The organism is Dellaglioa sp. CoH-57-MRSF-20, assembly GCF_056781955.1.
In genome coordinates this window covers 256,985-282,220 of record NZ_JBXAXV010000001.1, presented here as the reverse complement: position 1 = coordinate 282,220, position 25,236 = coordinate 256,985, and the positions used below count along the sequence as shown (strand labels likewise).

Here is a 25,236-nt window from a genome sequence, read left to right as displayed (position 1 = left end):
TTTTCAATCAAACAAACCGTCATTTTATGCCGATTCTACTAACTAATAAAAATGGTTGCTAAAATCTATATAGATTTCAACAACCATTTTTATTTTATTGTCTACGCTAAGCGTCTTTCTAAGTATCTTGAAACCAATGATAGTGCATAACAAACGACGAAGTACATCACTGCTAAAGCGACGAACATTGGAATAACATAATTAGTATTTTGACCGTATACTAATTGTGCATGATACAGTAACTCTGGTAAAACAATGATAGTAGCCAATGACGTATCTTTAATTAATGAGATAAATTGACTAACCAATGGTGGAATCATTTTCTTTAAAGCTTGTGGTAAGACAATCACACGCAGACCTTGCCAATAAGTTAGACCATTTGCGCGAGCACCTTCCATTTGTCCGGGTTCAACAGCTTGAATACCACTTCGAATGATTTCAGCTAACATTGCTGATTCGAAAACGGTCATCGCTAACGTTGCTGACCAGAAAATTGATAACCGAATACCAACATTTGCTAAGCCAAAATAAACGAAAAATAAGATTAAAAGTAATGGTAAATTTCGAATTAAATCAATTATAAAACCAACTATAGCAGATAAACGTTTTACTTTAATATATCGTGTTAGGCCTAGAATAGCGCCAATTATAAAACTGAAAATAATTGAAATAACTGAAACTTCGATTGTTACTAATAATCCTTGTAGTAAGTAGCGAATATTTTCCCAACTATATGCTGCAATAAAATCTGACATATTTTTCTAGACCCCCTTTAACTTAATTTCTTTTCTAAATGTCTCATGTAATAACTTAATGGCATCGTGATAATTAAATATAACACCCCAACGATAATGTACGTGTTGATTGTATCAAATGTTGTTGATGCGATAATATCACCTTGGTACATTAAATCAAATCCAGCAACGAAGGCTAAAACTGAAGAGTTTTTTACCAAATTAATGAACTGATTACCCAAAGGTGGAATCACATATTTAAATGCCTGGGGTAAAATAATATGAAACATCGATTGCATGAATGTTAACCCGTTTGAGCGAGCACCTTCCATTTGTCCAGGATCAACAGCTCTAATCCCAGCACGAACTGTTTCTGCAATAAAGGCAGATGTGTAAATCGTTAGTCCGATTGTTCCAGCTGTAAATCCGTTGATATTCGTAACGTACATAGGTACCACAACGTAGAAAAACATTGCAACAACCAATAACGGAATATTTCTAAATATTTCAATATAGATACGTGCAATAATTTTTAAAATTCGATATGGCATTTCTTCCAAAATTGCAAAGAACGAACCTATAATTAAACTAAAAAATAATGCGAGTACACTTGAACACAATGTATAGCCAAGTCCTGTTAATAAGGCTTGCCAATGTTCTGTAAAAATCGTAATCATTGTTGACTCGCCTCCTTCACACTAAATCCTGGAATATCGCCAAACCATTTGTTTAATAATTTTTCATACGAGCCATCGGCACGCATTTCAGCTAAAGCCTTATTAACTTCATTCTTAAATTCACCTTGGCCTTTATCAATCGCAATTCCGTAAGGTTCATGCGTAAAAGTACCACCAACAACAGCAAAATCAGAATTCTCTTTAACCATCCCATATAAAATACCATTATCAGTTGTTAAAGCATCACCTTGACCAGATTTTAGTGCGGTTAATGCTTGCGCATAATCATCTAGTTCCAGCACTTCTGCTTTAGGTGCATACTTCTTCATGTTAATAACTGAAGTTGAACCCTTAACACCTAAAACAACCATACCGTCTTTATTCAAATCTTTTACGGATTTAATTGAGCTTGTTCTTTTAACTAAAATAGCTTGTCCGGCAGCAAAATAAGAGTTAGAAAAATCAACTTGTTTTTCACGATCTTTAGAAATGGACATCGTCGCAATAATTGCATCAATATTTCCATTTTTCAAAAGTGGAATTCTTGTTTTACTTGTTACCTGAACAAAATTAGCTTTACCATCTTTACCTAAGATTTTTTTTGTCACTGCCTTAGCAATATCAATATCAAATCCTTGGATTTCACCGGTTTTGATGTTCATTAAACCAAATAACTTCGTATCTGCTTTAACACCCCAGTTAATTGTTTTTGTTTCTTTAGCTGTTGTTGCAATGTTGGCTTTACTTTGCGCTCCACAGCCTGCAATAACTAATACCATAGCTATACTCATAAACAATAAGCTAATTTTTCTTAATTGTTTCATATTTTAATCCCCACTCTCACAGTCTTGAGCTCCTTAATGTTTAATAATTTTACTCAAGAATTTTTTTGCACGTTCTTCTTTTGGATTGTCGAAAAATTCTACTGTTGTATCATCCTCAAGAATTTGACCATCAGCCATGAAAATAACACGATCGGCTACTTCACGAGCAAAGCCCATTTCATGAGTTACAACAATCATTGTGATCCCATCATTTTTAGCGATATCTTTCATAACTTTTAAAACATCGTCAATTGTTTCAGGATCTAATGCAGAAGTTGGTTCATCAAATAATAGCGCCTTAGGTTTCATAGCTAGACTACGGGCAATGGCAATTCTTTGCGATTGTCCACCTGATAACATTCTAGGATATGATTGTGCTTTATCATCAAGTCCAACTGTTTTTAATAAATCCATTGCGATTTTTTTATTTTCAGCTTCATCCCGTTTTAAAACTAAACGTGGTGCAAGCATAATATTTTCTAAAACAGTTTTGTTTTCGTACAAGTTAAAATGTTGAAATACCATCCCAACATTTTTTCTGATTTTATCAATATTCGTTTTCTTATCTGCTAAATCAAAATTATCAACTAATAGTTGCCCCTCGTTAACTTGCTCTAAACCATTGATAGTTCTGATTAATGTACTTTTTCCAGAACCAGATGGCCCGATAATAACGACGACTTCGCCTGCTTCAACTTTTAAATTGATATTCTTCAATGCGTGAAATTTATCGTAATATTTCTCCACATTTTTAAATTCGATCATTGCCATACTCTCAATCCCCTTCTCTTAACTCTTTTATTCTTTTTTGTGATACTTTAATTATACTACCAAATGGATGTTTAATTGCAGTCTTTTTTAAATGTACCATATAATCACAAAAAAAGTGATAGCAATGTAGTTATTTGCTATCACTTTTTTACTAATTTTCTTTTTCTTTATAGGCAATTTGAACTTTAACGTGAAATTTATGTGATTCTTCAATAACTGATGATCGACCAGCAACCTTCTGATTACCACCATAAATAGTTGCTGTTGCTAAGTAAATATCATATTGTTCTTTAGCCGTTTCAATATCAGATAAACCAACATGGGTTAGGCGACCAATCAATTGTTTATCAATCTGATTCATTCCAGCGTAAACATTCATTTTTTCGTCTTCTATTTTTAATTCAAAAAATGGAAAAGCAACGGGCTGTGCTAACTCTGACACTGGTTTTCCTGTTTTCTGAATTTCTTTTATAATAGCATCATCTGACAATCCATCATAATCAAAATCTGAATACTTAACTTGCTTCATTTGATCAGCAATTTTTTGAATACTTACTTTTTCGTTTCTATTTGTCCTAAGTGTCGCTGGCATCAGCATTTTAGAATCAAATAGGCCATTCGTTTGAACATAACCTGGTTGCATTCGGCGACGTTTATCTCCTTCAATTTCTTCCTTAGGCGGTCCGCCCAACAATTTTTCAATTTTCGGTGAAGGATCAAATTTAGTTGTTTTATTTGTAAAATAATGAATAACATTTAAAACAATAAAATATAATAAAACAAAAAAAGCAAGAATAAACAAACTACCTCTAACATAATAACCATTTATGAAATATCGTGATGCGATATACAATAAATACCAATTACCAAGAAAGCCTAAAACAGTATAAATTCTATTTTTTAATTTTAAATTAACATTAATAAACCCTAAATAATGGTTTGCTAAATCTAGTAAACTAAACATTTATTTACCTCCTAATCCTTAGTCTGTATTTGTCGTTTCTGCACTGGCTTTGGCTTTGTCAGTCGTTACCGTTTTAGTATTCTTCACGCTACTACTTGTGCTTGTTGCCGAGCTAGCTTTATCCGCATTTGTATCAGTATCTGTACTTGTATCAGTTGTGTCATCGGTACTTGTTTCCGCGCTCTTATCATCCGTTGTATTATCGGCACTTGTACTTGCTGATTTGTTTGATGTTTCATCGGCAGCACTTGAACTACTAGACTCATCTTTTGAACTTTCTGATGAAGAGGACGAATCAGAAGAACTCGTCTCAGAAGATGAACTTACTTCTTTGGAACTCGAATTATCGTCTACTTTAGGTTTAGTTTCCGACGGTGATGAAGCTACTGAAGAAACTGTTGCTCCTTCGTTTGTATTCGTTGTTTTGTTAACAACAACGTTAGTTGCGCCCAATGCAAGTACGATAGAAACAATTGCAAAAGGTGTTATAAATGGTGGCGTTCTATATGCCATTAACTCTCACTCCAATTTTGTACTTTTTCCATTAAACCATTTGTTATTGAAGTTTATTCGAAGATAAACTTAATTTTTCGATAATTTTTTTTGGCATTCATCACAAATCCCATGTAATTCAAATTTATGTTCTTCTATTTTGTAACCTGGTAACTGTTTTACAAAATAATCTAGCGGACAGCTATCAAGTTCAACCACCTTACTACAAGAAGTACAAATAAAATGATGGTGATGTTTGTGACTAAAATCACATTGATATTTTACACAGGCTCGTTCACCATTCATCCGTTGCTCAACAAGACCCATTTCTTTAAATTCTTTGATATTTCGATAAATTGTATTATGACTCATCCCTGGATATTTATTTCTCATATAGTCATCCACAACTGTAACGTCAACATAAGCTTCCTCATACTGACTTAAATACGTTAATAAACTTTTTCTTTGTTTCGTAATTTTATATTTATTTTCTTTTAGTATATGCAATGCATCATCAATTAATTCAGTCAAAAGGCTTATCTCCATTTCTAAATAATAATGGTTACTCTTTAAGAAGAATACCATATCAACTAAAAAAAGCAATCACTCTTAACCTAATGATTGAATTAACTGATCAATCTGTTTCTTTGCGTCAACTAAATCGTCATTAATAATGACATGTGCTATACCTTCAAGATCTGCTGGAAGTTTCATGTCTCGTTTTGCTTCACCAGAATCTAAGCGTAAACTTCGATTTCGAATCGTATCTCCCCGTTTAATTAACCGATCTTGTAATATCTGATTATCCGATACAGACAAATATAAGACAACTGTTTCTTTTGGTAATTCTTTTGAATACGTGATGGCACCTGCCGTATCGAGTACAATTGTCGCATTTTTTGCCTCTGACCAAGCAGCATCTATCGCTTCTCTTGATGAACCATAGTAATGGCGATCATACTCAACATGTTCTAAATAATGAAAATTAAAAAAAGTTTCATCGGATTCAAAATAATAATCGCGACCATTTTTTTCATTAACTCTTGGTTGCCTAGTTGTGTGAGTAATCACCTTTTTGGCATCAAATTGCTTGGTTAGATAGTCTCTAATCGTCGTTTTACCTGTTCCCGGAGCACCCGTGATCACGAATATTCGTTTTTGCATTAAATCATCCCTTTATCGTTTTTAGACTTCTTCATATTATTTAAAAAATTTTTGGTTAATATAAAACAAATGACTTGCATTCATTTTATGTACGTACTATACTAAGCTTCTACTAAAGAAAGTAGAATGCGCTTTCATGGTAGTAAGATATAGAAATACGGAGGATACACACTTATGAAATTTGGAACATTTAGTAAAAACTGGTATACGATTTCTTTAGACACTGAAAAACAAATCTTTATTGCTAGTTCAAAAAATAATCCAGCCATTTCAGGTTCTGGGGTAACAATCGAAACAGCCGTTTCCAACTTATCAACAGAAATGAAATATGTTCAATCTGGACAATTTGTATAGAGGGTAAATGTGAGCTCACGCACATCAACCCTTTTTTATTTGGACTTTTTTACCGATTAAACCTTACCATCAATCGCTTAATGGGTACGTATAATAAACTAACAATGATAATTGTCGAGATTGAATTAACAACAGTTGCAGGTAAACTTAAAAACGCCTGAACAGCGGCGACATTAAAACTAACACCTTTAATCATTGCTTCACCAATCGAAACTAAATATGATGTTCCTATTTTACCAATTCCTGCCGTTGCAGCAATAATGATAATCCAATATTTACCATGATAATTTTTTAATCCTTTCGTAACAACCGTAATTAGTAATGCAATAACCACTACTTCTAGTACAGTAAAATATGACGTATCTGCATAACCATTCAAAATATCAAATAATCCCAGACCAATCGCTCCTGCAATTGTGCCATAACTAAACCCTAAAAAAATCACGGCCAATGCTGCTAGTGAATTACCGAAATGAATAAATGGTTTTCCCACCATAGCTGGGATTGGTATTCTAAAAACTGAGATACCTATATAAATAATTGCCGCAAATAATCCCGCTAAAATAATGCTTCTTAATCTTTCATTTCTCATTTTATTTTTCCATTCTATCGTTAATATCGGGTAAAATACTCATAAAATTAACCCCTAACCTTTGATCAAGTCCTTCATTATCAGAATTACTCATCGCTTTCCATGTTACTTCTACTGCAAATTCCAATGCTTCCCTTAGTGAATGACCATTCATTAACTCACCCACTACGCAGCTTGCTAGCAAGTCTCCTGTCCCAAAATAATGATTCTCACGTTGTTCTTTTAATACCCAACCTGATTCGCCTTCTTTTGTTAGAAAAACAACACCAATTTGATTTTTCTGGTTTGTAACTCCTGTAATTATAACCGCTTTTAAATTTAATTTCTTTAATAAACGTGTTAGTAACTTTTTAATTTCTGCCTCGCTAGGATTTTCCTGATAATTACAGTCTGCCAATAAGTAAGCCTCTGTTAAATTGGGTAAAATTAAATCTGCTTGCGTTAAACATAACATGCTTAATTCTTCTACATAGTCGTTTGTCAGTCCTGAATATAACGTGCCGTGATCAGCCATAACTGGATCAATAACGGTGAGTGCTTTATCATCAGATAACCTATCTAGTAGAATCCCCATCATTTTAATACTTTCTGCCGTCCCTAGATAGCCCAAATATGCGCCCGTAAATTGAACTGGAATAGTTGCCCAGTGTTCTTCAAAAGCTTTTATAAATGGTGAGATGTCTACCTTCATTGGTACTCCAAATCCACCTGTATGACTACTTAATAACATTGTTGGCAATATTGTCGTCCGTTGTTGATAACTAGCTAAAACAGGAACCGCAATCCCTAATGAAACACCACCAACACTAGATAAATCTTGTGCAATCAATAATTGTTTCATTATTCCACCTTCTTCATTTGAAGTTATTTAATTCATTATAAAATGAATACGCCAGAATAGCGATATTTAGTAACCATTTAAAAATAAAAAACTGTTGAAAAATTAGCACTAGGCTAGTTCCTCAACAGTTCAACTATTTCTTCAATTCAATTTTATTTTGTCGACCAATCGCATGTTTTAACATAAACGGTGCTACGATAGTTGAAATAATAATTACCATGATAACTGCCGAATAGTATTCCGTCGACAACAAGTGTGCGGTATACCCAATTTGGACAATAATCAAAGCCATTTCGCCACGAGAAATCATCCCCGCACCGATTACATATGCACTATTTAAATCAAATCCAAGTAACCTAGCACCTAATCCACCACCTAGTAATTTTGTGAGGACGGCCAAAATCGTTAAAATAACGATAAACCAAATATTTTTCATAAATCCATCAAATGACATGCTTAATCCAATACTCGTGAAAAACATTGGAATAAAGACTGCATAACCAATTGGTTCAATATTGGCATCAATTTCTTTTTTATACGGTGTTTGTGCCACTGCAATTCCTGCAAAAAAGGCACCAACAACAGCACTTAACCCCACTAAGTCAGCTAAGTAGGCCATACCTAGACAGATAACCAGTGACATAATCGTAATCGATGAGCCAACTAATAATCGTTCACTTAATCTCATCAAGAAAGGCGCCACCCACTTGAATAGGATTAAAATACCAATGAAGTAAACAAATTCTAATAAGAAGCCAATCCAAATGTTAGCTTGTGCGCTATCACCGGTACTTGTAATATTACCAAATACACTAACTAATACACTTAAAATAACAACAGCTAAGATATCATCCACAACGGCCGCACCTAGGATTGTTGCACCTTCTTTTGAATCTAATCGTTTTAATTCTTTCAAGACTTCGACGGAAATACTAACTGACGTTGCCGCAAAGATAACACCTAAAAATAAAGCCGATTCAAATCCAAAATTATAAATTCGACCAAAGTAATAGACAACTAAGATAGGGAAGACAACACCTAAAGTCGCAACTGATAAGGCCGGTTTTAAATACTTTTTAAGTAGATCTAAATCACTTTCTAATCCCGCCATAAACATTAAAATAATCACACCAATTTCTGCGAACATCGCAAATAAATGATCTGAATGGACCCAATTCAACATTGCTGGTCCAAGTAAAACACCAACTAATAATTGCCCGATAACACTAGGAACACCAATTCGTGTGCTGACATGACCCGCAATTGATGTTGCCACTAATACTAAACAAATCGTTCCTAAAAATGCCATTATTTCTCCTCTCACTTGTCACTATCTATATTAACCATAACATACATTAAAAATAAAAAGCAGCAAATTCCCTCTCGGAATTCACTGCTTATGATTCACTTAATTAAATTAAGCTTCTTCACTGTTAAAAATATATTTTGCTGCGAATGCTGCAATAGCACCACCAACTAATGGTGCAAGAATAAATACCCAAAGTTGTGAAAGTGCATCGCCACCGGCATAAAGTGCAGGTCCAATACTACGAGCAGGGTTAACTGAAACCCCTGTAAGTGGTAAACCAACAAAGATAAGTACTGTTAATGTTAAACCAATCACAAAGCCAGCAATATTACTGTTACCAAATTTTTCACTCGTAACCATCAAAATAATAAAGATGAATAAGAATGCGAATAAGGCTTCAACGAAAAATGCCATACCACCAGGAATTGTTGCATAACTATTTGAACCAAAACCATCAGCAACTTTTGATGTATCTGTCATTGATGAAATAATCATCTTAACCACGCTAGATGCTACAATCGCACCTAAGATTTGACTAACCCAGTAAGCAACCATATCAGTCAATGACATGCGCTTGTTGATGTACATTGCTAATGAAACAGCAGGATTGATGTGTGCACCTGAAACAGGTCCAATAGCATAAACCATCAATGTAATAGCTAAACCAAATGCAAGTGCAATAACAAGTGGGCTACCGTTACCTAACGTAACTGCCCCTGTACCAAATAATACCAAGAAAAATGTGCCGATAAATTCAGCAATATAATTTTTATAATTCAATTTTAAATCCCCCTATATTAGTATCTCTTAATTATACACATAACCATAAACTCATTTCAATTATTTTTTTATTTTTAATTTTTGAATTAAAACCCATGCTGTAATTGGAACCGCTAGAATAACACCTATAATAGAAAATAAAATCATTATTAATTCTGCAACAAAAATTTTATCATTTATAATATCTGCGAATGTAGCATGCGTCTGTACTAATAAAATAAATAGCGCTAAAAAGCCACCAAAGAAACCAAAAAATAGTGTATTAAACGTTGTTCCAATAATATGTTTACCAATACTAATACCAGCTGCGTATAACTTTTTTAAATCAATTGTTGGTGTTTGTTCAATAATCTCATTTAAGCCAGCCGAAATTGCAATCGCACCTTCAGCAATTGCGCCTAAAGTACTAAAAATAGCTGTTGAAATCGCTATTTGCATAAAATTAGCGCCTACTAATAACGAAAATGCTTCTATTTCTTCACTATCTTCTGCACCAAAACCTTGAACTGCAGCAAAATGTTCAACTGGAATAATCAAAAGAACGAGAATAACCAGAACAATTAACGAAGCATAAAAAGCAGTTTCAGTAACTTGCACATTATCATCACCAAGAAAAATCGTAATAGCTAAAATAATAATGCCATTAATTAGGGTCACTGCTACCGGCGGAAATCCTCCCGTAATTAAAATAATCGTAAAAAATAACATGATAAAATTAAAAAATAAGCTTAAAAATGAACGAACACCATTCATTCCTCCAACAATGACCATTAAGACAAATAAAATGGCACTTAACCAACCAATTGTAATCATAATGTGTCATCCCCTTTGATTAATCGACTTGCAAAAAAACTTGCGACAGGTATCGCAATGACAATCCCAATACCGCTGATTAATGTTTGGACAACTCCTAAAGCCATGGTCCATGAAAAAGTATAGCCAATTGTATTGGTCGTTCTAAAGTACAAAACGGCAAGTGGGAAAATGTCAGCAATAAAAATTAAGAATAAGACGTTAATTAATGGTCCCATAATCGATTGTCCAACCTCACGTCCAGATTTAAAAAGTTCTTTCGATGAAATAGTTGGTTGTTCTTTTTTTAATTGAAATAGTGTTGCAACGATATCTGTCGATTCATCCATGACAGCCCCTAGAGAACCTAGTAGTGTGGCAGCAAGGAATAGTTCCTTTGGCGCTTGCGTTGCATAAGATAGAGCTTCGTAATGCATCCCTTGATCATTTGTCAGTTTTAAAATAATGACACTAATGATTAACGATAAACTAGTTCCCGTCAAAGTTGCCAATAACGTGACCAGCATCTGTCGATTAAAGCCAATTACCAAACTCAAGGTCAGTACTGCAAATATTAGAGCAATACCTGCGAAAATCCAAAAGAAGTTCGTAATATTAACGAATATTTCAAATTTAATGGCTAAAAAGAAAATAATCATATTTAAGACGATACTTAATACAGCAATCATGCCACTAAACTGCATAAATCCTACCAGCATACTAACGGCAATCCAAATTAATATGGCCACGACGACATCTCGTTTGAACCCATCAATAATACCAGTTAATCCACTTTTATGAGGATTAATCGTTACAAATACTTGATCATTTTTCTGGTATTTTTGATCATTTGCGCGAGATGAAGAATATGTATTTGGTAGTCTTATTTTTTGCCCTTTATACTTACCATTCATCACAGTTCCAAATAATTTTTGTTTAGTCTGTGTATCTTTATTTTCAAATTCATCTGTTACTTTTTCAGTTTTTTCATCCTTAACCTGTGTTATTTTAACAATCGTATCTGAATACAGTGCTTGATCAAATTTAACACCTATTACGAGTATGCCACCGATAATAATCGTTAGAATTAAAATAATGTTCTTCTGAAGTAACTTTTTCATGGGTTCACACCTCATTTATTATTAATACACTTCCACCAGTTTAACATTTTACAACAAAAAAAGTCCGACCAAAGGCCAGACTTTAATCTATCTTATTTTAACTTTATAAAGCTTTGAAACAGCTAACTATTATCTACTTAATAGACATGTCACGATAAAATAATGTCGTTCCATATGGGTTAATGTGTAATCCGGATGCATCTGGGTTCAATAAGTAGGCCATTGCACCTTGGAAAACAGGTACTGTATAAGCATCTTCTTCGACCAATTGCTTTTCAGCATCAATCAAGCTATTCCAACGTTTCGTTGGATTTGTTGCAAATTCATTTTTAGACTGATCGATATCTTTTAAATATTGTGCATTTTTGTAATCGGTATTTAAATGATAAGCGCCACCATCATTAATAAAGTTAATTGGATCAGCATAATCTGGTGTCCATGTCCCATAAACGATATCAAATTGGTAAGCCGTTGTTGCTGCTAATCGCGATTTAATTGGAATATTACGTGCGTTAATTTTTAATCCAGGTAAGTTACTCTCTAACTGCGCTTGCAAGTATTCAATCACTTGTTTAGCTTCTGGCGTATCAGAACCCAATATTTCAATTGTTAAGTCCTTCTTACCGATCTCTTTAAGTCCTTTTTCCCATTCTGCTTTAGCTTCTTTTTTATTAAAAGCAAGCAAGTCTCCTGCTTCTTTACGGTAATCTTCCCCATTAATCGGATTTGACACAAATTTAGCTGGGACGATTCCATTTAATGCAGATGAACCATCATTAAGAATTTTGCTAGCTAATAATTTTTTATTAAATCCTAGCGCAATTGCTTTACGAATATGTTTATTACCAGTTGCCTCACGCTTAGTATTAAAACCTAAATAACCAATCATTGGTGTTTTACGTGTTGCGAACCCTTTTTCATTCTTATATTGTTTAACATAATCATTTGCTAACATTGAGAAATCAATCTTCCCTGTTTGATATAACTTGCCAGCAGTTGCACCATCTTTAACAACTTGAACGTCAACTTTAGCTAACTTAACTGATTTAGCGTTCCAATAACTGGTATTTTTAACATATGACCATTTGTTATTAGTTCCTTCCCAATCAGTTAATTTATAAGGACCATTCACAATCATATGTTGTGAATCCGTTGCATATTGACTACCTTGTTTTTTAACGTAAGCTTCATTTTGAGGTACAAATGGTGCACCCGTTAATACTTCTGGTAAATAGCTAATTGGTTGTGCCAGAGTAACTTCTAATGTTGTTTTATTCAGCGCTTTAACACCTAACTTATCAACGGCCATCTTGCCATTTCGGATAGCAAACCCATTTTTAATAATATCAATTCGTTGTGAATTAGGTGATGCTGTTTTAGGATTTGCTAGTTTTTGCCAAGCGTAAACAAAGTCATTTGCTGTAACAGGAGTCCCATTTGACCAGTTCTCAGCTCTTAATTTATAGGTGTAAACTGTTTTTGCTTTGTTAACCGTCACACTTTTTGCTGCAGCTAACACTGGTTTATTTTTTTGATTATACGTATACAATCCTTCATAAACGTTTTGTATTGCTTCAACACTAAATGTATCACTGTATTTAGTAGAATCTAAAGTGCCTAATTGATCAGTTACAGCCACTTTTAATATGTTATCGTCTTTCGTCGCTGTTTTTGAACAAGCAGCTAGCACCCCTATAAACATGATACTTAAAACTACCGCAATTTTCCTTCTCACTTTAGACACTCTCCTTTTTTAGTTACCTTAATGTGATTAACTTTACCTAGTTACTTATTTTTTGTCAATAAAGACGTATCATTTCAACCAACTTTACATTTAAGCTATACTTAACCCAGTGTCTTACTCAATTCTGAAAGGAAGTTTTTGACTTATGAAAAATAATCAATTTGCTAACTATACACCTACTTTTGAGACACAAATAAAAGAACTTAAAGCTATTAATTTGTATATAGCCTCCGAAACCAATCCTACACATTTATTTGAACAATTACTCAATAAAATTCTCATCGACTATCAAACAATCGGTGCGAAACAACAAAAAATGATGTCCTTATTAGCGACAGAATCCATTTCTGTTTATGAATTTTTTACTACAAAAAAGGAATTAACACCTGTTATCTTTTATAATGTTGCATTACAGTTACTAGAATTTGAAGTCGATGTCGATTTCAAAATTGATGACCCATTTACGGCAATGGCTAAAATTCAGTTACCTTCTATTGAAATTATTGAATCCGTTAATGATTTTTGGTCCGCATGGTATCTCTTACTGACAACACATACCAAAAATGGCCAAGTCTTCACAGATACACTAGCAAATAAAGGGTACTTTGTTTCATTTTATAAAGATGCGAAACCTTTATTTTTCAATGGAAAAGCGCAACCTGTTTTTGATACAACTAAACTGATTCGTGAAGTCGTCTACGTTGAAGCCCCATTAGATACTGACCAAGATGGTCAACGTGATTTATTAAAAACAGAAATTTTAAGACCACTAGTTACATCCGGACTAAAAGTACCTATTCTTTATACAGCAAGTCCTTACAATCAAGGCACAAATGATGATTCTGAATTAATGCGCAACGTTGATATCCCGCTTACCGAAAAACCAGTTACTGAATTAACTGAATCTGATATCACCTATAACTATCAGAAATCCAACTTACCCGAACCACGATCAATCCTCTCAGAATCAACAGAAACTGAGCAAACCTTTAGCCGTGAATCTTCGTATACATTCAACGATTACATGCTAGCTAGAGGATTTGCAATCGTCTATGCAGCTGGTATTGGTACTCGAGAATCAGATGGTATTCGTACTTGTGGGAGTGTTGAAGAAACGGTATCAACCGTCGCCATTATTGAATGGCTAACGGGACATCGGCAAGCATTCACAAATAAACTCGATAATCGATCAATTAAAGCCACTTGGAGTAATGGTAACGTTGCTATGACTGGTAAATCTTACCTTGGTACGCTTGCTACTGCAGCTGCAACAACTGGTGTATCCGGCTTAAAAACAATCATTTCTGAAGCCGCTATTTCAAGTTGGTATGATTATTATCGTGAAAATGGACTAGTCGTCGCGCCTGAAGCTTGCCAAGGTGAAGATGCAGATGTTTTAGCTGCGCTTTGTTTAAGTCGCCAAAAAGATGCCGCCGACTACGCTAATATTCAAGACTACTTTGACAAAGTTATGAATCGATTATCTATAGGACAAGACCGTGCATCTGGTAATTACAATAAATTTTGGGATGAACGTAATTATTTAAACCAAACTAAAAATATCAAAGCAAATATTGTTATGGTCCATGGTTTAAATGATTGGAACGTCAAACCTCGCCAAGTTGAACAACTTTGGCAAGCATTACGTCCTTTACCTATTGTTAAAAAATTATTCTTACACCAAGGTAAACATATCTATATCAATAACTTTCGCTCATTAGATTTCACTGATATGATGAATTTATGGTTATCAAATCAACTTTATAATATCGAAAATGGTGCTGAGACACTTATTCCCAATGTCACCATACAAGATAACCTAGAAGCTGAAACGTGGCACACTTATGATGATTGGGCAGACCCGGATTCTCCTACCCAATCCTATCATTTCCAACAAAATAAATTAACACAATCAGTCACATCAGATGCTCACCAATTTGCTACTTTCAAAGATAACTTACCAACTGACCTTTTTAACAACTACGTCAGAGATAATCATCTTTGGAATCAAGCTTTAGTTTCAACTAAAGAAACAGAAATGGCTAAAAATAGAATCCAATTAATCTCAGAACCATTAACAGAACCGCTGTTTATTTCCGGTTCTGCTCACATAAAATTGTCTGTTGCAGCACTACAAACAAAAGGGCTCATTAGTTGCATGCTTATCGATTATGGTGAAGAAAATAGACTCACCCCCGTGCCATCCATTCTCAAACGAAAATCTTTAGATATGGGATTTCATTGGCGTGAAGATGATTTGGTTGAATTTACTAAAAATCCCACAAAAACTCCTTGGAAAATGATTTCCAAAGGTCATATCAATTTACAAAATAGGACAAATCGTTATCAAAATGATTCTGTCCTTCCAGGAACTTTCAACACAGTAGATTTTGATTTACAACCAACTGCCTATCACATTAAGGAAGGTCATCAGATTGAATTAATCATTTACGCAACAGATTTTGGGATGACTTTACGAAATAACGATTCAGATAGTTATACTATTAACTTAGCTAATTCGCGTCTTAAAATTCCTTATCAATCTGTTAGTACAGTATCATTATTCTAAATAAAAAAGAAAATCATCAAAAAAATTATTGATGATTTTCTTTTTTTATTTATCAATATCTACGTATTAAGTAATGAGACAATTCGCACACAAAAATAACTTTAATAAATCCAACAATCAAAAATGGTAAAATACCTATTAAAAATGCTTGTTGCATCGAGGTTTGTTGGTAAACCATTAACCAGATTGCTCCTAAAACTAATTGCACACTAGCACCTAATAAATTCCCCATGTACAACTGCCAACGACCATTACCATACCATTTTAAAAACAGCCCCGTTAAGATAATATAGGCTAAAAAACCAAATAAATAACCACCTGTTGGTCCAATTAAAGAAAAAAGTCCCGAATGAAATCCAGCAAAAACTGGGATTCCTATTAATCCTAATAGGAGATAAATGCCCACCGCTTTTAATCCTTCTTGAACCGGTCTCAAACTCGATAATAATCCGATAAAAATGGTTTGTAACGTTAACGGGATTGGCCCCAATGGAATGGTTAACTGGGATAAAACACCCAAAACGGCTGCTAACTCTGCTGCTATAATTAATTGTTTTAACTGTTTATTTTGTCCCATTTGTTAAGCCTTCCACATTCACCTTTGTAATTTCACCAGCCATATAAGTCGTTATTTGCCCATTTTTATCTCTCAATACCAACTGTCCATCATCTTTAATTGTTTCAACTGTACCAATAATTTCTTGATGACCACTTTTTAAAGTAACTGTCTGTCCAATAACTAGTGACCGTTTACGATAATCATTCATGAAGTCACCATTTTGGTAATTCTGATAGATTTGGATAAATTGATTGGTAATTTCAGCAATCAACTCATTCCGTGTGACATTATTCGATTCATCAATTAATGAACCCACTTTATCTTGTAACTCTGGAGATAATTTTTTAAGGTCTGTTTTAAAATCTAGCCCAATCCCTATAACTAAGCTTGTCACTTGCTGCGTTTCAAAATCTGTGACAGCCTCCGTTAAAATCCCGCAGACTTTTTTATTTTGATAATAAATATCATTCACCCACTTTATTTGTGGTTGAATTTTCAATTTATTTTCTAAAGCATAACTAACCGCCATGGCAGTTGCTGTCGTTAGCTGACCAACATCTTTGATAGGTTGATCAATTCTCAATAAATAACTGATATAAATCCCAGTCTCTTCTGGTGATTCAAATGTTCGACCAAATCGACCATATCCTGCTGTTTGACTATTGGCCACTATTAACAGTGGACCCTGTATATCGGGCTGGCTTGAACGCTCTTTCGCCAATACATTGGTAGATGTCACTTCATCAAATAATTCAATTTGCATCATGTCAGTTGTTAAATAAGATTGAATTAGTTGTGCGTTCAACTGATTACCATCATTTAGACTATATCCTTTTTGTGGAATCGTCTTAATGTCAAAACCCTGCTCTTGTAAACTCTTAATAGCCATCCAAATAGCAGTTCTCGAAACGCCAAGTTTTTCAGCCAATAGTTCTCCCGAAATAATAGTATCTTGTTGTCCAGCTAATATTTTTAGAATACTGTCTTTAGTTTTCATTTTACACCGTTAACCTTTTAATTTTATTAGTTAACATAACTTTAAGCTAACTCACTAAAATATGCAACTAACACTCTTAAAAAAATACCATCCTCACTTTCATTCTGGTAAATAATCATAAAAGTGCTATGATTAATCTATTCTTAAGAAATTAGGTGGATTAATATGGCATACGGAACGAAAATTATTACGTTAGATAATGGTTATCATCTCTGGACTCATACTGAAGGACAAGGTGATATCCAACTACTTTGTCTACATGGTGGGCCTGGTGGTACACATGAATATTACGAAAATTTTGCTGAAAAATTAGCACCTCTTGGCGTTCAGGTTTCAATGTATGACCAACTCGGTTCATGGTATTCTGATCAACCAGATTTTACTAAACAAGAAAATGTTGATAAATTTCTTAATATTGATTACTTCATTGATGAAGTTGAAGAAGTCCGTATTAAATTAGGTTTAGATAACTTCTACCTAATTGGTCAATCATGGGGTGGTGCTCTTGTTCAAGAATACGCCTTAAAATATGGTGACCATTTAAAAGGTGCTATTATCTCAAGTATGACTGATGATATTAACGAATATTTAGCAAACGTTAATGCTATTCGTGCTAAAGAATTGGATGCTGATGCGCTTGCCTACATGCAAGAATGTGAAAAAAATAACGATCTTGATAATGACCGTTACCAAGGTTATGTCGATATTTTAAATGACGGCTATGTTGATCGTAAAAAGCCAGCCCAAATTTCTCATTTAGTAAGCACAATGGCTGAACCCGTTTATAATTACTTCCAAGGTAACAATGAATTCGTTGTGACTGGTAAATTAAAAGACTGGTCTACTCGTGACCGCATTAAAAATATTACTGTCCCAACATTAATCACATTTGGCGAACATGAAACAATGCCTTTAGCAACAGCTAAAAGAATGTCAGAAACAATTCCACATGCTCGTCTTGAAACAACTCCTGAGGGTGGTCATCATCATATGATCGATAACGCTCCTGTTTACTTTGATCATTTAAGTACCTTCTTATCAGATGTTGAAAACGACAATTTTAAAGATTAAATTAAAAAATACCACCATTGATAACTACTATCAACGGTGGTATTTTTTTATCTCTTAATCGTGTAACATCATTGCATTAATTGCAACAACAATTGTACTTAACGACATCACAACTGCACCCACTAATGGACTTAAAATAAAGCCAATTGGTGCTAAAACGCCGGCAGCCAATGGTAATGCAATAATATTATAACCTGCACCCCACCAAAGATTTTGAATCATTTTCAATCTTGTGTTTCGACTTAATTTCAAAAATTTTATGATATCCATCGGATTACTTTTAACTAATATAACGTCTGCAGAGTCGACAGCAACATCCGTACCTGAACCAATTGCCATCCCTATTGTTGCACTTGCTAAACTAGGCGCATCATTAATACCGTCACCAACCATGATAACGTTATGTCCTTCGCCCTCTAACTGACTAACAATTTTAGCCTTATCTTCAGGCATTAAGTTAGCACGAACATCTACAATACCTAGTTTTGCACCAACTTTATCAGCAGCTTGTTGATTATCACCAGTTAACATAATCACTTTGATATTCATTTTTTCTAATTTTTCGACTAAACCAAATGATTCTGGTTTAATTTGATCCCCTTGAGCAACATACCCAATCACTTTTTCATTTTGAATTAAATAACTAATTGAATCTCCTTCGTTGTCAGAAGCCATTTCATCCGTTAATAACTGTTGTTTATTAACATAAGCTTCAGAAACAATTTTGAATGCATCATCGTTAATATGTCCTTCTAATCCAACACCATTAATTTGTTGTGTTTCACTTGCAGTTGGAATCTCAATTTTTAAATCTTCTGCTTTTTGAATGATTCCTTTACCCAAAGGATGTGTCGATCCACGTTCTAACGACGCCATCAATCCGATAATTTCTGATTCAGAAAACTGATCAGTAAATGTTTTATATCCGGTTACCACGAAATGACCTTCAGTTAAAGTTCCTGTTTTATCAACAAGTAATGTGTCAATTGTGTGTGCAACTTCTAGCGCATTTCTATTTTTGATTAATAAGCCATTTTTAGCTGATAAAGAAGTACTTCTCGCAACAACTAATGGAATGGCTAAACCTAAAGCATGTGGACAAGCAATCACTAGAACAGTTACAAGAATTGATAATGCCTGACTAAATGTCCCTGTAATTAACCATACAATGAATGCTAAAATACCAACAGTCATGGCAGCATAAAATAAATATCCCGCAACTTTATCAGCTAACGTTTCCGTATCTGATTTTTCTGACTGCGCTTTTGTGACTAATTTAACAACTTGAGCTAAGTAACCTGTTTCACCAGTTCCCGTTACAGTCATTTGGATTTCTCCATTACCATTAACTGATCCACCAACGACTTCATCATCTACTACTTTTTCAACTTGTTTCGATTCACCAGTTATCATAGCTTCATCGACGCTTGTTTTACCAGAAATAATTGTTCCATCAGCTGGAATCGTTTCATTTCCTTTAACTAACAGAATATCTCCAACATGAACATTTGTTAAATCAACATCTTCAATTTTTTTATTTTCTCTAACGATATGTGCTTGTTTAGGTAAGAGTTGTGCTAATTTTTGAACAGCATCTCCTGCTGACATAACAGCGTTCATTTCAATCCAATGACCTAACAACATAATGACAATTAACGTTGCTAACTCCCAGAAGAAATCCATAACATGATGACTTGGATCTACAAGATTATTCATCACAACAGCATATAAGCTATACAAGTATGCCACACTAATACCCATTGCGATTAAGGTCATCATTGCTGGCTTTTTATCTGCAAGCTCCATCTTTGCACTATCTAAAAATGTTTTACCGCCATAGAAAAATAATCCAGTACCAATAAGTGCTACAACCCAATCAGATCCAGGGAAAGTAAACTGTAAGGGTAAGTTAATCCCCATCATAGGTGTCATTAAAACAATAGGAATTGCTAAAACTAAAGAAATCCAGAATTTCAATTTTAGATTTCCCATATGCATCATGTGCCCACCCATGTTCATTTGATCGTGGTCCATTCCTTCCATATCCATGTGATCCATACTCATGTGGTCCATATTTTTCATATCCTTATGATTCATATTCATGTGATCCATTTCTTTCATATCTTTGTGATCCATTTATACCGCCTCCATTAATTTATATTTTTAGTTTACACTTGTAAACTTAGATAGTCAAATAATTTATCTGTTACAAAAAAAATGTCAAAGAGATAAATATCCCTTTGACATTTTTATATAATCACATAAACATTTTAGTTAATTTACAATTCTATGCATCTTTACCAATTGTTTTACGACGGTTAACTTCTTTTTCAGCAAGTACATCGGAATCTTTAAATCCAAAGACCCAAGTACAACCAAATGCTACGATTATTGTAACAATTGATGCAATCCAAAAGTTAATTTCGTTACTCATTCCTCCACCAAACTTTAAAGGTGTAAAGAATGAAGGGAATCCGATTAATGAACCAGTAAATCCGTACATATTAACGTTTAATAGTCCGGCTACTAATCCACCAACTGCACCACCAATATTAGCTGCTAAGAAGACACGCCCATATTTTAAGGTAATCCCATAAATAGCTGGTTCTGTAATACCACTGAATGCTGCAATAACTGCACCACCAGATAATTCTTTAATGTTAGCCATTTTTGATTTAATCATAACTGCCATTACAGCAGCACCTTGAGCTACCATTGTAATTGAAACAATTGCATTTAAGTAGCTGTAGCCTTTTGAAGCAATATCGTTTGCGATTAAAGGAACAACTGCCCAATGTAAACCAAAGATAACTAAACATTGATATAATCCACCAATAACAAAACCTGCAATTGGGTAGTTTGCTGTTAAAATTGTGTTTAAAATAATAGAAATACCTGTACTAATTAACGTAATAATAGGTCCAACAATAATGATAATAGCGGCCGAAACGATCATAACTTCTAACAATGGTACAAAAATCATTCGTAAAACTTGTGGAATAACTTTTTTGAGTCCTTTTTCAACATAATGTGCTAACCATGCTCCAGCAATAATTGGGAAAATACTGTAAGTATAGTTAACCATATGAATTGGAATCCCAAATAAGTTAGTATTTAATGACATCCCCAAAAGTTGTCCAAACACTTTTGTTCCTGTTGCAATACCAAAAAGTGAAGGATATACCAAGACACCACCAACAATAGCCATAATAATTGGATCAGATTTTAACTTCTGTGCAGCTGTGAATCCAACAATAATAGGTAAGAAATAGAATGCTGAATCTCCCATGGCTGATAAGAAAATGTAAGTCTGTGATGTGGCTTCTGTCCAACGAAAATCGACAGCCATTTGAAGTAATCCTTTTAAAATACCACTAGCAGCCAATAATCCAATTACTGGCATCATAGAACCTGTGATAACACCAATCAAAGTATTAAATCCAGCATTCAATTTTCCACGGAATGTTGTTGGTTTTTCCTCAGCTGGTGCATCATCGGCAGCATCGACCTCGCCACCTGCGTATGATGTTCCTAATTGTGCAATAACTGCATCATAGACATCAGTAACAGCTGGTCCAATAACAACTTGATATTGTCCAACAGCATGACGAACATCAATTACACCTGTTAAATTTTTAATCACTTCATCGTCTGCTTTACTTTCATCAACTAAGTAAAATCGTAACCGCGTAATACAATGGATTAAACTCTTAATATTCTCTTTACCACCGACTTGTTTGATAATGTCTGTAGCTAATTGTGTGTAATCTTTTGCCATAACTATTCCTCCCCTTTTGCAGTACCAGATCCCACTTCCGTGCCACCTTCAAAAGGTTGTGGTTCCGATAATGTTAATTTGTCTAATTTATCTTGTGTATTTGTAATTACTACCATTAAAACATTGTCTAATTGTGCTTCAGAAACTTGTGTTAAATCCATAGTCCCAAGTAATTCACCACCATGAACACGAGCACCTTTTTTAATATTAATATCAAATGGTGCACCTTTTAAATCAACCGTATCAACACCCATGTGTAATAAAATTTCAAGTCCATTATCCATCGTGAATCCGATAGCATGTTTTGTTGATGCAACCAATGTTATAGTTCCAGATACTGGACTATAAATTTCCCCTGCGGTTGGTTTAAATCCGAAGCCATCACCCATTAATTTTTGAGCAAAAACAGAATCGCTCACATTTTCTAAATCAATTAACTCCCCAGTTGCTGGTGCGTAAAACTTATCATCATTTACCTTTTGTTTTCTTTTAAAAATCGACATTGTTCTCTCCCCCATTTTTTTTAATTTATTTAACTAGATTCGCTTACAGCGATTAAGCGTTTTCAAGTTATCCTTATAATAAACCTGTCTATACAGGATGTCAACGCTTTCTTTTCTTTTAAATTAACATTTATATATACTTGTATAGACTAGAATGTTTATGTTAAAATAACCTTATCATTGGAGGTGACTATTATGACGAACCAAAATAAACATTTAGGTATTTATCAAGATCTTGTCACTAAAATCACACATAATATTTACGCATCAGGAACATTCCTACCTAGTGAAATTCAATTGAGCCATTTATACGGTACTTCTCGCGAAACAATTCGAAAGGCTCTCCAAAATTTACTAACCAATGGCTATATTCAAAAAATTCGAGGCAAAGGATCGCTTGTTTTAGATATTCAACGATTCGCTTTTCCCGTCTCAGGTATTACTTCATATGAGGAACTGAATAAGTCTCTTCAAATGAATTCGGAAACACAAGTTAGACAGTTACTTGTCACAACTATTCCTATAGAGAGTTTTGCACCTAAGTCTGTTGTTGGCGATAAAGCGACATTTATTGAACGTCTACGACTTGTTAAAAATGAACCCAGTGTTATTGATCGTGACTACATACTTTCAGATATCGTACCTGAGATACCTTTAGCAGTTGCCCAAAATTCGCTTTATGATTATTTTGAAAATAAATTAGGCTTAGAAATCAGTTATGCTATTAAAAAAATTACAGTTGAACCAGCAGATACAACTATCCAAAAATTATTAAACATTCCAAAAACAGAATCTGTTGTTGTCATAAGAAGTGAAACCTATTTACAAGATAGTCGTTTATTTCAGATTACCGAAGCTATTCACCGCTCAGATCGTTTTAGTTTTGTTGATTTTGCACGACGGACGAAGAAAATATAACTAATAGGAGAATAACGATGACATTTGAAGATAAAATTATTTATCAAATTTACCCAAAATCATTTTATGATAGTAACAATGATGGCCTGGGCGATTTACAAGGGATTATCGCTAAAATACCTTATTTAAAACAACTCAATATTGATATGATTTGGTTTAATCCTTTTTTCATATCACCACAAAATGATAATGGCTATGATATCTCAGATTATTATCATATTGATCCTAAGTTTGGTACTATGGCTGATTTTGATGAACTTGTTACCAAGCTAAAATCTGTAGGCATCGATGTCATGATGGATATGGTTTTTAACCATACATCAACTGAACATGAATGGTTCCAAAAAGCGCTAAAAGGTGATCCAAAATATATGGCTTACTATTATATTCGTGGAGCAAAACCAGATAGCTCGCTTCCAACTAATTGGGATTCTAAATTTGGTGGTCCTGCATGGGAAGCTTTCGGAAATACGGGTAAGTACTACCTTCATCTCTACGACCCAACTCAAGCAGACTTAGATTGGCATAATCCAGCAGTTCGAAAAGAAATGGCCAAGATTGTTAATTTTTGGCGCAACAAAGGTGTTAAAGGTTTCCGATTCGACGTTATCAATGTCATCGGTAAAGATGTCAATTTACTTGATGCACCTTATGGTACTGATAGTAGACTTATGTATACAGATAAAAAAATAGTTCATCAATATCTACAAGAACTTAACGAATCTAGTTTTGGTCAAGACCCTGATGCTGTGACCGTTGGTGAAATGTCTTCTACTTCAATCGATAATTGTATTGAATACACGTTAGGCAAAAACAACGAGTTATCAATGGTCTTTACCTTCCACCATTTAAAAGTTGACTATACCCATGGAAATAAATGGACGACGATGCCTTTTGACTTTATGAGTTTAAAAAACATTCTAAATGATTGGCAATTAGGTATGACAGCTGGTCATGGTTGGAACGCTTTATTTTGGAATAATCATGATCAGCCTCGTGCTATTAATCGTTTTGGTGATCCCGTCCATTTTCGTGAAAAATCTGCCGAAATGCTAGCGACAACTATTCATTTATTACGTGGAACGCCTTTTATTTATATGGGAGAAGAAATTGGGATGAGCGATCCTCAATATCAGCATTTATCTGATTATAATGATATTGAAACCAAAAACATTTACCCAACATTATTAGCGAAAGGACTCAGTGAAACTGAAGCCTTAGACATTATTCAAGCAAAATCTCGTGATAATAGTCGTACTCCCATGCAATGGAATAACTCTGAGTATGCAGGGTTCTCAGCTGAAAAACCATGGTTGATGCCAATGAATCAGTCTATCGTCAACGTTCAAAATGAATTAGTACGCGGCGAAATATTTAATTACTATCAACAACTAATTAAATTACGTAAGACTCTGCCAATTGTCTCTGTTGGTGATTATCAACCTCTTTTAATGGACGATACTCAAGTTTTTGCTTACCAAAGAATACTAAAAAATCAACGTTTAATTGTTTTAAATAATTTCTATGGTACAACGACAACGATTACTTTACCTGCATTTACCGGGGAAATATCAACTGTCATCAATAATTATCCAACCGATATCAAATTAGAAACAGCTATGACGTTAGCTCCATATCAGTCAGTTGCCTTTTTGATTGACTAACTAAAATAAAGCAGCCTT

23 protein-coding genes and 1 pseudogene are annotated in these 25,236 nt (G+C 34.2%); 5 read left to right on the top strand and 19 right to left on the bottom strand.

The genetic code is table 11. The features are described 5' to 3' along the window. Positions 1–101: 101 nt before the first annotated feature. From AC1RPN_RS01320 to AC1RPN_RS01285, 8 genes are all read right to left on the bottom strand, one after another. The gene (locus tag AC1RPN_RS01320) at positions 102–755 is read right to left on the bottom strand and encodes an amino acid ABC transporter permease (RefSeq protein WP_409021664.1); all 654 of its coding nucleotides are present in this window, start codon (positions 753–755) and stop codon (positions 102–104) included. 17 nt (positions 756–772) lie between these two features. Then, positions 773–1,411 carry an amino acid ABC transporter permease gene (locus tag AC1RPN_RS01315; RefSeq protein ID WP_481760929.1) on the bottom strand — a complete coding sequence of 213 codons (639 nt, stop codon included), beginning with the start codon at positions 1,409–1,411 and terminating at the stop codon, positions 773–775. After that, positions 1,408–2,235 (bottom strand): glutamate ABC transporter substrate-binding protein, encoded by an 828-nt coding sequence (locus AC1RPN_RS01310; protein ID WP_481760930.1) that lies wholly within the window; start codon positions 2,233–2,235, stop codon positions 1,408–1,410. Before AC1RPN_RS01310 ends, AC1RPN_RS01315 begins: the two co-directional genes overlap by 4 nt. Before the next feature lie 33 nt (positions 2,236–2,268). Next, entirely contained in the window at positions 2,269–3,006 is a 738-nt protein-coding gene (locus tag AC1RPN_RS01305) for an amino acid ABC transporter ATP-binding protein (protein ID WP_409021667.1), read from the bottom strand. 151 nt (positions 3,007–3,157) lie between these two features. After that, a complete protein-coding gene (locus tag AC1RPN_RS01300) occupies positions 3,158–3,970 on the bottom strand; it encodes a DUF6681 family protein (RefSeq protein WP_481760931.1) in 813 nt (270 codons plus the stop codon). An 18-nt stretch (positions 3,971–3,988) separates the two neighbouring features. Continuing rightward, complete coding sequence (locus AC1RPN_RS01295) at positions 3,989–4,483, bottom strand: hypothetical protein (protein ID WP_481760932.1); 495 nt, start codon at positions 4,481–4,483, stop codon at positions 3,989–3,991. Between the two features lie 69 nt (positions 4,484–4,552). Next, the gene (locus AC1RPN_RS01290; protein WP_409021670.1) at positions 4,553–4,993 is read right to left on the bottom strand and encodes a Fur family transcriptional regulator; all 441 of its coding nucleotides are present in this window, start codon (positions 4,991–4,993) and stop codon (positions 4,553–4,555) included. Positions 4,994–5,071: 78 nt separating this feature from the next. After that, complete coding sequence (locus AC1RPN_RS01285; RefSeq protein ID WP_481760933.1) at positions 5,072–5,626, bottom strand: guanylate kinase; 555 nt, start codon at positions 5,624–5,626, stop codon at positions 5,072–5,074. A gap of 174 nt (positions 5,627–5,800) precedes the next feature. On the opposite strand from AC1RPN_RS01285, the gene AC1RPN_RS01280 reads away from it, so the two are divergent. Then, on the top strand, positions 5,801–5,980 hold the full coding sequence (locus AC1RPN_RS01280; protein WP_409021673.1) for a hypothetical protein: 180 nt from the start codon (positions 5,801–5,803) through the stop codon (positions 5,978–5,980). A 49-nt stretch (positions 5,981–6,029) separates the two neighbouring features. On the opposite strand, the gene AC1RPN_RS01275 is transcribed toward AC1RPN_RS01280, so the two are convergent. The 7 genes from AC1RPN_RS01275 to AC1RPN_RS01245 form a co-directional block, all read right to left on the bottom strand. Next, complete coding sequence (locus AC1RPN_RS01275) at positions 6,030–6,572, bottom strand: ECF transporter S component (protein ID WP_481760934.1); 543 nt, start codon at positions 6,570–6,572, stop codon at positions 6,030–6,032. Between the two features lies 1 nt (position 6,573). Next, on the bottom strand, positions 6,574–7,413 hold the full coding sequence (locus AC1RPN_RS01270; RefSeq protein WP_481760935.1) for a pyridoxamine kinase: 840 nt from the start codon (positions 7,411–7,413) through the stop codon (positions 6,574–6,576). Between the two features lie 133 nt (positions 7,414–7,546). Further along, positions 7,547–8,722 (bottom strand): cation:proton antiporter, encoded by a 1,176-nt coding sequence (locus AC1RPN_RS01265; protein WP_481760936.1) that lies wholly within the window; start codon positions 8,720–8,722, stop codon positions 7,547–7,549. A gap of 108 nt (positions 8,723–8,830) precedes the next feature. Next, positions 8,831–9,502 carry an MIP/aquaporin family protein gene (locus AC1RPN_RS01260; protein ID WP_481760937.1) on the bottom strand — a complete coding sequence of 224 codons (672 nt, stop codon included), beginning with the start codon at positions 9,500–9,502 and terminating at the stop codon, positions 8,831–8,833. 60 nt (positions 9,503–9,562) lie between these two features. After that, positions 9,563–10,315 carry a YibE/F family protein gene (locus tag AC1RPN_RS01255; protein WP_481760938.1) on the bottom strand — a complete coding sequence of 251 codons (753 nt, stop codon included), beginning with the start codon at positions 10,313–10,315 and terminating at the stop codon, positions 9,563–9,565. Next, on the bottom strand, positions 10,312–11,415 hold the full coding sequence (locus AC1RPN_RS01250) for a YibE/F family protein (protein WP_481760939.1): 1,104 nt from the start codon (positions 11,413–11,415) through the stop codon (positions 10,312–10,314). The genes AC1RPN_RS01255 and AC1RPN_RS01250 overlap by 4 nt, the downstream gene beginning before the upstream one ends. A gap of 133 nt (positions 11,416–11,548) precedes the next feature. Then, entirely contained in the window at positions 11,549–13,150 is a 1,602-nt protein-coding gene (locus tag AC1RPN_RS01245) for a peptide ABC transporter substrate-binding protein (protein WP_481760940.1), read from the bottom strand. Positions 13,151–13,304: 154 nt separating this feature from the next. Here AC1RPN_RS01245 and AC1RPN_RS01240 point away from each other — a divergent pair, with 154 nt between their 5' ends. Next, positions 13,305–15,728 carry a Xaa-Pro dipeptidyl-peptidase gene (locus AC1RPN_RS01240; protein ID WP_481760941.1) on the top strand — a complete coding sequence of 808 codons (2,424 nt, stop codon included), beginning with the start codon at positions 13,305–13,307 and terminating at the stop codon, positions 15,726–15,728. A gap of 52 nt (positions 15,729–15,780) precedes the next feature. Here the strand turns inward: AC1RPN_RS01240 and AC1RPN_RS01235 are convergent, their stop codons facing one another. Further along, complete coding sequence (locus AC1RPN_RS01235; RefSeq protein ID WP_481760942.1) at positions 15,781–16,305, bottom strand: biotin transporter BioY; 525 nt, start codon at positions 16,303–16,305, stop codon at positions 15,781–15,783. Next, entirely contained in the window at positions 16,292–17,284 is a 993-nt protein-coding gene (locus AC1RPN_RS01230) for a biotin--[acetyl-CoA-carboxylase] ligase (RefSeq protein WP_481760943.1), read from the bottom strand. The genes AC1RPN_RS01235 and AC1RPN_RS01230 overlap by 14 nt, the downstream gene beginning before the upstream one ends. A 165-nt stretch (positions 17,285–17,449) precedes the next feature. Between AC1RPN_RS01230 and AC1RPN_RS01225 the strand changes: the two genes are divergently transcribed. Next, entirely contained in the window at positions 17,450–18,355 is a 906-nt protein-coding gene (locus AC1RPN_RS01225; protein WP_481760944.1) for a proline-specific peptidase family protein, read from the top strand. A 54-nt stretch (positions 18,356–18,409) separates the two neighbouring features. Here the strand turns inward: AC1RPN_RS01225 and AC1RPN_RS01220 are convergent, their stop codons facing one another. Together AC1RPN_RS01220 and AC1RPN_RS01215 are read right to left on the bottom strand one after the other, a co-directional pair. After that, positions 18,410–20,437, bottom strand: coding sequence for a copper-translocating P-type ATPase (locus AC1RPN_RS01220; RefSeq protein WP_481761140.1), 2,028 nt, complete (start codon positions 20,435–20,437; stop codon positions 18,410–18,412). Between the two features lie 205 nt (positions 20,438–20,642). After that, positions 20,643–22,636, bottom strand: a pseudogene (locus AC1RPN_RS01215) (PTS sugar transporter subunit IIABC). A 195-nt stretch (positions 22,637–22,831) separates the two neighbouring features. Here AC1RPN_RS01215 and treR point away from each other — a divergent pair. After that, positions 22,832–23,554 (top strand): trehalose operon repressor, encoded by a 723-nt coding sequence (gene treR / locus AC1RPN_RS01210; protein ID WP_481760945.1) that lies wholly within the window; start codon positions 22,832–22,834, stop codon positions 23,552–23,554. A gap of 17 nt (positions 23,555–23,571) precedes the next feature. Continuing rightward, positions 23,572–25,218, top strand: coding sequence for an alpha,alpha-phosphotrehalase (gene treC / locus AC1RPN_RS01205; protein WP_481760946.1), 1,647 nt, complete (start codon positions 23,572–23,574; stop codon positions 25,216–25,218). The last annotated feature ends 18 nt before the right edge of the window (positions 25,219–25,236 follow it).